Origin of the sequence: Alkalibacterium putridalgicola, assembly GCF_040959045.1 — a bacterium.
Taxonomy (GTDB): Bacteria; Bacillota; Bacilli; order Lactobacillales; family Carnobacteriaceae_A; genus Alkalibacterium; species Alkalibacterium putridalgicola.
In genome coordinates, this window is sequence record NZ_CP162615.1 from 990854 (window position 1) to 1003708 (window position 12855).

Annotated in this window: 12 protein-coding genes; 10 read left to right on the forward strand and 2 right to left on the reverse strand. The window is 40.6% G+C overall.

Features of this window, described 5'->3' with window-relative positions; translation table 11 throughout:
• Nucleotides 1-53 precede the first annotated feature (53 nt).
• Nucleotides 54-1267, reverse strand: a protein-coding gene (locus AB4027_RS04805) for an IS3 family transposase (protein ID WP_245746652.1) whose coding sequence is annotated in 2 segments (ribosomal slippage) — nucleotides 54-982 and nucleotides 982-1267 — 1215 coding nt in all. Because the reading frame shifts where the segments join, the coding sequence is not laid out codon by codon here.
• 551 nt (nucleotides 1268-1818) lie between these two features.
• On the opposite strand from AB4027_RS04805, the gene AB4027_RS04810 reads away from it, so the two are divergent.
• From AB4027_RS04810 to alsE, 9 genes are all read left to right on the forward strand, one after another.
• Nucleotides 1819-2079 (forward strand): DUF4282 domain-containing protein, encoded by a 261-nt coding sequence (locus AB4027_RS04810; RefSeq protein WP_368646206.1) that lies wholly within the window; start codon nucleotides 1819-1821, stop codon nucleotides 2077-2079.
• A gap of 164 nt (nucleotides 2080-2243) precedes the next feature.
• Nucleotides 2244-3152 carry an ROK family protein gene (locus tag AB4027_RS04815; RefSeq protein ID WP_368646207.1) on the forward strand — a complete coding sequence of 303 codons (909 nt, stop codon included), beginning with the start codon at nucleotides 2244-2246 and terminating at the stop codon, nucleotides 3150-3152.
• Between the two features lie 37 nt (nucleotides 3153-3189).
• Nucleotides 3190-4629: a 6-phospho-beta-glucosidase gene (locus tag AB4027_RS04820; protein WP_368646403.1), complete on the forward strand. Its 1440-nt coding sequence runs from the start codon at nucleotides 3190-3192 to the stop codon at nucleotides 4627-4629.
• 374 nt (nucleotides 4630-5003) lie between these two features.
• Nucleotides 5004-6506, forward strand: a complete 1503-nt coding sequence (locus AB4027_RS04825; RefSeq protein WP_368646208.1) for a transcription antiterminator — start codon at nucleotides 5004-5006, stop codon at nucleotides 6504-6506.
• Nucleotides 6484-6915 carry a PTS sugar transporter subunit IIA gene (locus AB4027_RS04830; RefSeq protein WP_368646209.1) on the forward strand — a complete coding sequence of 144 codons (432 nt, stop codon included), beginning with the start codon at nucleotides 6484-6486 and terminating at the stop codon, nucleotides 6913-6915. Before AB4027_RS04825 ends, AB4027_RS04830 begins: the two co-directional genes overlap by 23 nt.
• 27 nt (nucleotides 6916-6942) lie before the next feature.
• The gene (locus AB4027_RS04835; protein ID WP_368646210.1) at nucleotides 6943-7395 is read left to right on the forward strand and encodes a PTS sugar transporter subunit IIA; all 453 of its coding nucleotides are present in this window, start codon (nucleotides 6943-6945) and stop codon (nucleotides 7393-7395) included.
• A gap of 21 nt (nucleotides 7396-7416) precedes the next feature.
• The gene (locus AB4027_RS04840) at nucleotides 7417-7743 is read left to right on the forward strand and encodes a PTS fructose transporter subunit IIB (protein WP_368646211.1); all 327 of its coding nucleotides are present in this window, start codon (nucleotides 7417-7419) and stop codon (nucleotides 7741-7743) included.
• A 15-nt stretch (nucleotides 7744-7758) separates the two neighbouring features.
• On the forward strand, nucleotides 7759-8862 hold the full coding sequence (locus AB4027_RS04845) for a PTS fructose transporter subunit IIC (protein WP_368646212.1): 1104 nt from the start codon (nucleotides 7759-7761) through the stop codon (nucleotides 8860-8862).
• Nucleotides 8863-9007: 145 nt separating this feature from the next.
• Complete coding sequence (alsE, locus tag AB4027_RS04850; protein ID WP_368646213.1) at nucleotides 9008-9697, forward strand: D-allulose 6-phosphate 3-epimerase; 690 nt, start codon at nucleotides 9008-9010, stop codon at nucleotides 9695-9697.
• A gap of 244 nt (nucleotides 9698-9941) precedes the next feature.
• On the opposite strand, the gene AB4027_RS04855 is transcribed toward alsE, so the two are convergent.
• The gene (locus AB4027_RS04855) at nucleotides 9942-11021 is read right to left on the reverse strand and encodes an IS30 family transposase (RefSeq protein ID WP_368646214.1); all 1080 of its coding nucleotides are present in this window, start codon (nucleotides 11019-11021) and stop codon (nucleotides 9942-9944) included.
• Nucleotides 11022-11503: 482 nt separating this feature from the next.
• Here AB4027_RS04855 and AB4027_RS04860 point away from each other — a divergent pair, with 482 nt between their 5' ends.
• A complete protein-coding gene (locus AB4027_RS04860; protein ID WP_368646404.1) occupies nucleotides 11504-12619 on the forward strand; it encodes a glycoside hydrolase family 5 protein in 1116 nt (371 codons plus the stop codon).
• Nucleotides 12620-12855 lie beyond the last annotated feature (236 nt).

The window sequence follows — 12855 nt, forward strand, 5'->3', positions numbered from 1 at the left end:
GAAGCCTTTCGTTCAATCGATCGGCTAATTAATGTAACAGTCTGTGTCCACGACTACAAGGGCAAGACCACCCTTTCCGTCCTGGTCCCATACTGTTTTGACTCAGTGGCCGACCGATAGACGAATGACTTAGATTTTCCATTTTCAGACTGTTCTTCTTCCCAAGTTTTACGATAGTCTATGGGAGATTCGTAGTTTAGTGCGCCATGCGGACGAAAATTATTCCACCAATGGACGTAGTCCATAAGTTGGACCTGCAGTTCATAGAGTGTATCGAATCGGTTGTCGTAGACAAATTCAAACTTAAACGATTTATATGTCGATTCCGCTACGGCATTATCATACGGGTTTCCTTTTCTACTTAACGAGCGTTCAATATCAAAGGTATCCAATAATTCATCAATCGTATGGTTATCAAACTCTTTTCCTCGATCGGTATGAAAAGTGTTCACCATATGTAGATCGCCCTTAACTGTCGCCATGGCCTGCATGACTAATTCAGCGGTCTTATGCGGTCCAGCGGAATAACCAATGATTTCACGATTAAATAAATCCAGGATGAAACACACATAAAACCAGCTGGTTGCGACTTTGACGTAGGTCAAATCTGTGACGATTACTTTCATCGGTTCTTCTTGAGAGAACTCACGGTTCAGGATGTTTTCTATTCTAGCTTGATTAACACCGGTTCTCTGGGGTTTGTACGAGGGGTGATTATATTTTGAGACGAGATGAAATTTTCTCATTATACGACCGATACGACGGCGAGAGACAGTAAATCCTCTCTTTTCAAGTACAGGCTTCAATTTTCGCGTGCCGAAGGCATTATTACTTCTTGCGAATTCTTCAATGATTGCTTGTTCGAGTTCTGACTCACTTTCTTTCTTTTTGGCTTCATAATAATAAGATCCTCTGTTGATTTTAAGGGCACGGCACATCGCTGATATAGAATACTTATGTTTATTTGCTTTAATTACTTCGACCTTCGCCCGAATATCAGCGCCGCTTGCTTTAAAATATCATTTTCCATTTCTAGTTGAGCATTTCGCTTCTTTAACTCTCTCAGTTCCTTTTGTTCAGGGGTCAAATTATCCTGTGCTTTGAAAGAACCAGAGTTAGTATTTTCGCGGACCCAGCGGTCAAAAGTGGAAGGAGTGAGTTCGTATTCTGAAATGATTTCATTTCTAGGTTTTCCTGCTTTGTGCAGGTCTACGATTTGATGTTTAAATTCATCTGAGTAATTGCGTCTCTTTCTACGCGTTGACATAATAGATTCCTCCAGTGTGTTTCTTTTAGTATACACACCTTATCTTTTCTGTCCAACTCAGTGTAACCTATCCAAAATTTATTTGCATCAGAGTACATAATCCCTCAGTTAGTTATGCAATGGTTGAGAAAACAAGAGAACGACATTAATAACAATCTTTATGGTATAAGATATTTTTCTTCTAACTCAATAAAAAACTCTGAGAGAGGATATAACTATGTATTTCCCGTAAGTGGTGAGCAAAAAGATACTAAGTATTGTTCAAAACTAGCAAAGAGTTTTAAAATTTCTAGTCCATATCGGGTAAAATTCGAAGAGGATATATTAACAGAAATTGGTCAGGAAACTAATGATTTTAGTTTTATTAATATCAACTAGTATATTTAAGTTTTATATTAACCCATGCGTATTTAAGACAGCACAAATTAATATCATCTTTTAAACATTTATTCAAAAAAAATGTAAAAATAGTGATAAATAAATTATTATTTGGAATTCTAGTACCTGTTAAAAAAAAGTGTAATTAATATGTAATGGATTGGAGTGGACTAATGAATTATAATGTTGAAAATCAAAAAGATTCGTTCTTTAATTTTGACACCATGATCACACCGAAAATCATACAAATCATATTTTATATAGGACTTGCCATAAGTGTAGTATCGGGGTTGACGACGATGTTTAGTGGAGACTCAGTTTTTTTAGGATTAGCTATTTTAGTAATAGGTCCTTTGGTGATTCGAGTGAACTGTGAACTCGTCATTGTTATCTTTAAAATTCATGAAGCACTGCAGGATATGCGGTATAGATAATAGGTTTGAAAAACTTCTAAAGGGGTGGATAGTCTTTAGAAGTTTTTTGTACGTAATGACATCATTTGTTTTGAATAGTCGAATATAAATAGAAAAAAGGTACTGTAAGCGTTATACTTATATCATGACTAAAATTAGAAATTTTACGTAGCTGGAGGGATAATATGAACCAAACCTGTACGCTAGGCATCGATGTCGGCGGAACGAATATCAAATTTGCACGGGTGTTTGCTGATGGGACACTGGATAAGAAACAGAAAGTCAATACACCAGAAACACTTGAGGGATTTTTAAACCAGATAGATGAGATTTTTAAGCAGTTCGATTCTGAAAAGGTCGAGGCTGTCGCAATCAGTCTGCCGGGGAAAGTCGATTCAAACAAAGGGATCGTCTATTTCGGTGGATCAGTGAAGTATCTGCACCACTTCGATTTTAAAAAGCATTTCAGAGAAGCGTACGGCAAACGCTGCACGATCATCAATGACGGGAAAGCAGCGGCTTTATGTGAACTCTGGCTTGGGAACCTGAAAGGGGTGAAAGACGGGCTCGCTATCACTCTGGGAACAGGAGTCGGCGGAGGCATCATCATCGACGGCAAGCTGCATCAGGGCAACACTTTTCAGGCCGGGGAGCTGAGTTTCATCACGCAGGATCCGTTTAACCCGGATAGAGAAAACCTCATCGGCTATCAGCTGTCGGCCGTCGACTTCATTGCGAAGTGCGGAGTCATGCTGAAGCTGGAGAAACCTTATGACGGCGAAAGGGTCTTTGAAGAGATATGCAAGAAGGATAACCCCACGTTGAATGCCATGTTCGCTGCTTACATAAAACGACTCCTGAACCTTATCGTGAACCTGCAGGCCATTTTGAACATGGAGAAAGTCCTCATCGGCGGCGGAATCAGCGAGCAGCCGATCGTGCTGGATGAGCTTAAGCGGCAGTATGCGGAGCTGAGAAAGGTGTCGCCCATTTTCGGACAAGTTTTTGAACCGCTTGCTTTCGATACCTGCGCCTTCAAGAACAATTCCAATATCCTAGGCGCCGTTTATGCCAGCATGCAGGAAGAAGTTTAAAACGAATTAAAAGAATGGAGATTTAATGATGACACAGATGAACGATGCTTTCCCCAAAGACTTCTTATGGGGAGGAGCGGTCGCTGCGCACCAGATCGAAGGGGCGTATGACGTTGACGGGAAAGGCCTGTCGACAGCGGACGTTTTGACGTCGGGTAACCAGAAAACGCCGAGACAAATCACCCAAGGCGTTTTAAGCGACCAGTACTATCCGAACCATGAAGCGATCGATTTTTACCATCACTATAAAGAAGACATCCAACTGTTCAAGGAACTGGGGCTGAAAGCCTTCCGGACGTCCATCAACTGGTCCCGGATCTTTCCAAATGGGGACGACAGTGTACCGAATGAAGCAGGCCTCAAGTTCTACGACGACTTGTTTGACGAATTGCTTAGAAACGGGATCGAACCGGTTGTGACCTTGTCCCATTTTGAGATCCCCTACGCGCTTTACGAGAACTACGGCGGGTTCAGGAACAAGAAGCTGATCACCTTTTTTGCCTGGTATGCGGAAACGGTCATGCGCCGGTATAAGGATAAAGTCAAATACTGGATGACGTTCAATGAGATCAACAATCAGCTCGACACCTTTGACGAGCTGCACACCTGGACGAACTCGGCAGTTTTATTTGAAGAAGGGGATAATAAAGAAGAAGTCACTTTGCAGGCGAGCCTGAACGAACTGATCGCCAGTGCCAAAGCGGTCAAGATCGGTAAAAACATCAATCCTAATTTTCAGATCGGCTGCATGATGGCTTACGTGCCGGTCTATCCCTATGCGTGCCACCCGAAAGATATGCTGGCGGCCAGCAAGATGATGGAGCGGCGCTTCTTTTACAGTGACGTGCACGTGCGCGGCGAGATCCCAAGCTACGCCCTGAAGCGCTGGGAGGCAGAAGGGTTCGAGCTGGAGTATACGGAAGAGGATCTAGTGACCCTCAAAGAAGGGACCGTGGATTATATCGGGTTCAGCTACTATATGTCCACAGCAGTCACGACGCTTGACGAAAAAGACGGCCAGCCGATCAGAGACTTTCCGGAGGCGAAAGTGGTCGGGAACCCGTATCTCGAGGCCAACGACTGGGGCTGGCAGATCGACCCGGACGGGTTGCGCTACACATTGAATACGGTCTATCAGCGCTACAACAAGCCTTTATTTATCGTTGAAAACGGGATGGGCGCTTATGACAAGATAGATGACGACGGCAAGATCCATGACGACTACCGGGTCGACTACCTTGAAGCGCACATCAAAGCCATGCATGAAGCAATCGCTATTGACGGCGTTGACGTCATGGGTTATACACCATGGGGAGTCATCGACATCGTGAGTTTCGGCTCCGGTGAAATGGAGAAACGCTACGGCTTCATCTATGTTGACAAAGACAACCAGGGCAACGGTACCTTGGAGCGCCGGAAGAAGGAATCCTTTGCCTGGTATCAGAAGGTGATTGAAGAAAATGGGCTTAATAAGTAATTGATTTGAATTATAAATAATAGTTAAAAATCCATCTATTAGACATATTAAAACACTGAGCCGAGCTAACTCTTTAGAGGATAGCTCGGTTTTTGTGTGAAAAAGAAAGGCTGCTGTACTTTATGATTAAAACAATATCTGAAGATGTGTTGTAGCATAGCATAGTAGGATCGATTGAGATGTTCTACTTAAACAATAAATTATGTGATATATTAATGAGTATGTGTACATACGTGGATAATCACTAACAAACGCATGATAAATAATAGTGAATTCTTATAGTTGCGTAAAGTATGTCCGTTGCAATGGACATACTTTAGTAAAACGCTTTCTAAATTGTTGATATTATATAAATGTAGCGAGGGGGAACATTGATGAGTCTCATAAGCAAAAGAAAAAAAACATTGATACTCTATTTGTCGAATAAGAAAGATTTTGTGACTGCCAAGGATCTGTCACAGGTCTTAGATACATCTGAGAAAACCATCTATCGATTAGTTAAGCAACTAAATGATGAATCTACAGATGGACTATTGATCAAGTCTGAAAGAGGACGAGGCTACAAGTTAGATTATAAAAAATATATTGAAGGAGGCTACATAAAAGAAACACCTAAAATGAATATCTCACCGATTGAGAGAAGAAACAATGTTATAGAAGAACTTCTGTTTATTTCTCCAGTCGCGAAAAATATCTCAGAAATATATGAAAAATATTATGTAAGCGATACAGTCATTTCCTCAGATGAAAAGATAATAGCAAACAACTTTAAAAGATACAATTTAAAGTTAGAGCGTCACAATCAAATGATAAAAGTGCTGGGAAAAGAAGAAGATATTCGAAAAGCCATTAAAGAGTTAGTTCAAGATAATAAGATCGGGAACATGGATGCACTGCATTTAGCTCCCGACAGTGAATTCAACCGCTACGATGCTCAGTTTATCTTTAGTCAGATAAAGACTATTGAAAGCAAAATGAATATTACACTTCCATATCCTTACAATGTCAATATTTTCTCCCATCTTTATATTGTGCTAAGCCGTTTTAGAAAAGTTGGTACTAAACTATACAGGAAGAGCCAGCAATTGAGCGTGAAAGATCGAGAGGCTGCTAAAGAAAACCCAGAGATTTTTGTAATGGCAGAAAAAATAATCAACAATATAAATCGTTATCTACAAGCAGAACTCCCAGAAATGGAAGTTTACTATCTATATCAGTATCTCGTTTCATCAAGAATGCAGAAGGAAACGAGTGAAGATGAAACAATTGATGAAGAAGTTGAAAGCATAACAAATTTTTATATTGATGAGATGATGTTTCGACTAGGCGTTAATATTGATAGAACTGCATTGTTTCATAGCTTGGCTAAGCATATTAAACCTATGATCAATCGCTTGAATCACGGTATCTCGATGAAGAATAATCTTTTGGAACAAATTAAACTTGAGTATACTGAAATCTTTAATAAAGTATCAGAGGTCTCTGTACTTGTCAGCAAAAACTTCCATCTTCCTGATATTAATGAAGATGAAACTGGATTTTTAACTCTGTATTTTGCTCAGATAATTGAACGATTTCCACATAAAGTAAAGACTTTGATTATGTGTACGACTGGTGTAGGCACTTCAGAACTTTTAAGAGTGAAGGTTGAAAGGAAATTCCCTGAAGTCGAAGTGGTCGATGTGGTTTCCACCCAAAATATCAATGAGATTCTGCAAAGTCAGACGGATATTGATTTGGTCATTTCAACTATTAGAACATCTGATTATATAAAAGTTCCCCACCTGTTGGTCAGTGCAATGTTTACCCTTGATGACCAGGAGAGACTTGCAGATATGATTGAAGGGATTAGGTATGATAAAAAATCAATTGTTTAAAAAACATCTGAGCAGCTGGACTATTGAAAGCCAAAACGAGCTATTCCGAAAGTTTGCTGATTATTGTCAAACTCACGATATAGTACATTCTTCCGGAATACTGTTGGAGGAACTTTTCCAGCGAGAATCTCAAGGAAGCTCATTAATAGATGAAGGGTTCGCTCTTCCCCATGTTGAAAGTTCCAACGTCATAAAAAGTGCTGTGATCTTAATTCGATTAGATGAACCAATTGTTGAATGGAATCATAAAGACCAGTTTGTAAAAGGTGTGTTATTCCTGGTCCTGAAAAAAGGAGAAACCACAGAAAACTTGGTAGAAATTCGTGAAATTATGAAAATGCTAGCGGATGAAACGGTGATAGCAGGGTTGTTAAATGGGAATCAGAAAATAGTAAATAAGTTATTTTAACTATCAATATTAAGAGAAGGTGTAAAAATGGAAGGTATATCAGTGATGGATCCTAAAGTAATAAAAACCAATATGCAGGCTAATAATAAAGAGGATGCATTAAATCAATTAGCAACGCTGCTTAAAGAGGCAGGTTATATCAGTAGTATTGAAGGTTATTTGAAAGATGTGTACGAGCGAGAAGAAGAAGGTATGACGGGAATAGGAAACTTTATAGCTATACCTCATGGTAAAAGCCAACATGTTAATGAAATAGGAGTTGCCATAGGTACATTAAATGAGGAAATTTCCTGGGAAACGCTGGATGGAAAAGGAGTAAAAGGGATCGTCTTGTTTGCGGTAGGAAATGATTCTGAAGGAGCAAATCAGCACTTAAAACTTTTATCCTTGTTTGCCCGTAAGTTGGGTAACGACGATGTAGTCAGCTCGCTACTGAATGCTAAAAATACAAGTGAAGTAATCAATGCATTTGAAATATAAAAAAATTTAGGAGGAATAATGATGAAAATTGTAGGAGTATGCGCGTGTACTGTAGGGATAGCACACACTTATATCGCTCAGGAGAAATTGGAGACAGCAGCAAAAAAAGCCGGTCATGATATTCAAGTAGAAACGCAAGGGACAATTGGTAGAGAAAATGAGCTATCTGCAGAACGAATTAAAGAAGCAGATATCGTCATTTTGGCTGTCGATGTAAAAATAGGAAACCGTGAGAGATTTGAAGGAAAACGAATCATTCAAGTCCCTACTGACGTAGCAATTAAATCACCTAATAAATTGATTCAAAAAGCTCAAGAAGTCGTTGATCAACAAGTAGGAGTAAAATAAAAGGAGAGAGTTAAAATGAAAAAAATTAGACAACTAAATCTTAAAGGTCATTTATTAACTGCTATCTCATATTTGATACCCATTGTTTGTGGCGCTGGTTTTCTTATTGCAATCGGTATGGCTTTTGGAGGCGATCCTGGTCTAGATCTCATTGCCTCAGAACATACGCTCTGGGATACTATGGCTGTAATGGGTGCAGCAGGCTTGGGATTGCTCCCTGTCATTATTTCTACAGGTATTGCTTATTCTATCGCAGATAAACCAGGTATTGCTCCTGGGTTCATTGTTGGACTAACTGCCAATGCTGTAGGAGCAGGATTTATAGGAGGGATTCTCGGCGGGTTTATTTCCGGATATCTTGCAATTTCTTTAATTAAATACCTTAAAGTACCTTCATGGGCAAAAGGATTAATGCCTATGCTAATCGTTCCATTACTTGCCTCATTTTTTGGTGGATTAATAATGGTTTATGTCATCGGAGCACCTATAATGGGATTGACTGGACTATTAACTGATTTGTTAAATGGATTAGGGTCTACATCAAGAGTGCTATTCGGTGGGATAATCGGTTTGTTAAGTGGAATCGATTATGGCGGTCCTATTAATAAAACGGTATTTGCCTTCGTATTGACTCTACAGGCGGAAGGTGTAAATGGACCGATCACGGCTTTACAGTTAGTGAATACTGCAACTCCGATTGGCTTCGGGCTAGCCTATTTTATTGCTAAGTTTTTCAATAAAAGAATCTATTCACAGGTTGAAGTGGAGACATTAAAATCTGCTGTCCCAATGGGTTTCATTAACATTGTAGAAGGCGTTATTCCCTTGGTATTGAACGATCTAGCTCGTGGTATATTTGCAACAGCTGTTGGGGGTGCAATTGGTGGTGCCGTTTCTTTAACATTAGGTGCAGATGCTACAGTGCCATTTGGGGGAGTACTTATGATTCCAACAATGTCACGTCCATGGGCCGGTGTTTTAGCTTTGCTGGCTAATATACTTGCTACAGGATTAACATTGGCTCTTATCAAGAAACATGTGTCAGTTGAAGATGAAGCTCTTAAAGTTAACGATACGGAAGAAGATGATTTAGATATGGAAGAAATTCAAATTATCTAAAAAGTATATAATGATCAGTCAAGAGTTTCACTCTAAGTTTTAGCAAGGAGACCACAGGCAATAAATATAAAGTAAACATGATTATTGCGGGTAGTAAGACTTCCTTGCTATTCACTTGGAAATAATAGATTCAGGAGTGTTAATAATGAAAAAGGTAGAATTCTCTCCCTCGTTAATGACGATGGACTTAAACAAGTTTAAAGAACAGATCACTTTTCTCAATGATCATGCTGATTCCTTTCATGTAGATATTATGGACGGACATTATGTTCCAAACATCACTTTATCTCCCTGGTTTATTCAAGAAGTACGAAAAATTAGTACATTACCTGTATCAGCCCATCTTATGGTGACTGATCCTGCACCTTGGGTAGAGAAGTTAATAGATATTAATTGTGAATGGATCTGTATGCATGTCGAGGTTCTGGATGGACTTGCTTTCCGATTGATTGATCAAATTCATGATGCGGGTTTGAAAGCAGGAGTTGTTTTGAATCCAGAAACGCCGATCGATACTATTTTCCCTTATATAGATATTGTTGATAAAGTGACTATTATGACTGTGGATCCTGGATTCGCTGGTCAGCGTTTTATAGAAGGTGCCCTGGATAAAATAGTACAGCTTAGAGAGCTTAGAGAAAAAATGAATTACAATTATGTTATTGAAATGGATGGTTCTTCAAATAGAAAATCATTTAAACGAATCGACGCAGCTGGACCTGATGTATATATTATTGGTAGAAGTGGTCTGTTTGGACTTGCTGAAGACATCGAAAAGTCTTGGGAAATCATGAATCGAGACTATCAGGAAGCAACGGGTAAAGTTCTGGTATAAAAATTTTATAATGCTAAAAGTACTTTGATGTTTAGAATTGAAATTTAAAAAATGGTTGTAAATTTCAAGTTTAAGTTAGCCACTTGTTAAAAATAATTTTCATGTGAAATTTTGCGTTCATTTTCCTTGTAGAGAGGGCTTGATAATGAGCTGAGGCATGATAGTTTTTTTGACAAGCTGGCCTAGGCCAGCTTCACAGCTTTCAAGTCATGCCGAAGGAGGCTCGTTGTCAAGCCCTCACGGGTTAAGCAGCCTGACGCTCTGATCGTAGTGCATTGACGAAGCTTTCATGTGGCGTTCTGTAATCCAATATTTTTCTAGGATAATCATTCATCCATTGTTGTATACGCAAGCATTGTGCTTCTGAGACTCGACCAATCGGCTTCCCTTTGGGAATGAAACGACGAATGAATTTATGCTGGTTCTCACTTGTTCCCCGTTCAAACGATGCATAGGGATGACTAAAATAGATGTCTAAAGTATCCTTTAAGGCCTCATAAAGTCCCGCGAACTCAGAACCATTATCAGACGTTATCGTTCTAAATAGTGTGGAGAATGTATGACCTGATCGTTTTTGAAGGTTACGAATCGCCTGATTAACCGATTCCTGATCTTTTCCGTTTATTTTTAAGATGATTTCAAATCGGGTCTGTCGTTCAGCCAAAGTGAGCAGTACAGCATCGGTCTTTTCTTTATTACCTACAACTGTATCAATTTCCCAGTGACCAAACGATTCACGGGTATCGATTTCTTTTGGTCGACGATCAATCGATGGGCCGAGAACGCGTTTGTTTGGCCGTTTCTTTTGAGCAGAAACCTTTGGTTTCCGAGATAACTTTTCCAGCAAATCAATGTTTTTCGTTCGCATAATCCCTCTATCTATCCAGCCATAAAGCGTGGTTGTACAAGGGATAATTGAAGCATCGAACAATTCATGTCTTTTAGCAAAACCTACCACCGTATCAGGGGACCATTTATCATCCAGCATTTTCTCATCAGCCCATTCAATGAACGCATCTGTATCGGCCCATTTTGGCCGCCGGCCACAGTTCAATCGCTGTTTATCATAGTTGGCTTGAGCAGCATCGGCATCATAGACTTTGTGGTAGTAATCATAAATCTTACCATTTTGCTTTTGACGTTTGAGCTGGTTGATTTCCCCACGATGAATCTCGTTATTGATGGTCTGAGGAACTCGCCCGATGACGTCAGCGATGCGTCTGTTGGAGTAATCTTCCTTTTTCAAAACAGCAATTTGAACCCTCTCTGCATATGATAAGTGTTTTCCTTTACGTGCTAATGTGGTATCGTTAGAGTGCGTCATGTGAATTCATCCTGTCTATTGAGAGTTAGTGGTAACTTCAATATAACATGAAATTCACATGGCGTTTTTTCATATTAGCCTAGGTGGCTAACTTCATTATAAAATCCAGCTTTAAAAAATGGTATTCTGATTTAATAAGTTTTTAGTATATGAGGATTTATATACCTAGGTGAAATAACTCGAATCAAATGTTTTTATTGACATTTGATAGTGTAATTTGAAACAGAATAATATAAAATTAGAGTCAAGCACAGGATTTTAATCTTCGTGCTTGACTCTTTTGTACTACAGTAATATTTTTATGAAGTATGAATAGTGAACGCTTACTTAAAATTAATATTTTGCAGAGAATTTATAGGAGAATATTCTTCGCAAATAATACGGTATGCATCTTTTTATCGTTGAAAACAGGATGGGTGCTTATGATAAGATGTAACAAATAGTAGGATAAGATTTTTACTGGAAAAGGAGACGATGGATTGATGGAAGAAAAAATCAAAGGCGTGAATCTTGGCGCCTGGCTAGTGCTGGAGAAGTGGATGACGCCACGGCTGTTCGACCGGACACCTTCAGCGGATGAATATTACTTAGCGCATGACATGGATGCAGCAGCTTACGAAGAAAAAATCAAGACCCACCGGGCGACGTTTATTACCGAAGGCGATTTCGTCAAAATCGCTGCGGCCGGCTTCAATGTCGTGCGCATCCCGGTGCCGTATTTTATCTTCGGTGACCGCGAGCCCTTTATCGGCTGTCTGGATGAACTGGACCGGGCATTCAACTGGGCGCGGGCATACGGGCTTGAAGTGCTGATCGACCTGCACACGGCGCCTTATAGCCAGAATGCTTTCGATAACGGCGGGATCTCCGGCGTCTGCAAGTGGGCCCAGCATCCCGAAGAAGTGGAGTTCGTCCTGGATGTGCTGACGCGACTGGCCGAACGCTACAAAGCAGATGAGGCACTCTTTGGCATCGAAGTGCTGAACGAACCATTGACCCCTGAGATGTGGGACATCATCGATCCCCAGGACCAGTATCAACCGCGCGACAAAGAAATGGCCGAAGGGAGTGCACCGGTACCCTTTGCTTTCCTGTATGACTTTTACCAGGAGGCCTACGACCGGCTGCGTGAGATCCTGCCGTCAGACAAGACCATCGTCTTCCATGACGGCTTTGATTTGTTGAAGTGGGAAGGGTTTTTCAAGGAGCGAGAGTTTGACAACGTGATGCTCGATACCCACCATTATTTAATGTTCGGAGATGATCCTGACAAGGAGAACCTCGAGTATTATCAAGCGCATCTGAACCGAATCGGCGAACAGATCGAAAAGGTCTCAAAGTACGTGCCTTTAGTCACCGGCGAGTGGTGTCTCTTCAACCAGCATGTCGCCAAAAACCAACCGAACATGACCGGTGACGAAATCAAAGCCTTCTACAATGCCTTATGGCAAGCCTCCGTCGATGCCTGGAACAAAGGCGACGGCTACTTCTACTGGACCTACAAACTATTGATCGATACCGTGAACACCCCAGACAAAATCGGCAAGGACGCCTGGGACGTCAGCAGAGCTATTGCTCGTGGATGGGCGGAAGTTTAAAAGGAATTGTAAAGAGCCACGTTTGACTGAATGTCCAGTCAAACGTGGCTCTTTTTTAGTGAAAAAGTGGTTTTGGAACAAGTGGAGCAGGGACGGCCAGGTCACTTGTTCCGAGAACCAATTTGCGGGACAAGCGACACACGAGCTCAGTCTTCACTTCTACCGCAACGCCTTATTCGGGACAAGTGGCTCGAAATCTGAACGTCACTTGTCCTTGTAAAGCACCAAAGATCTTC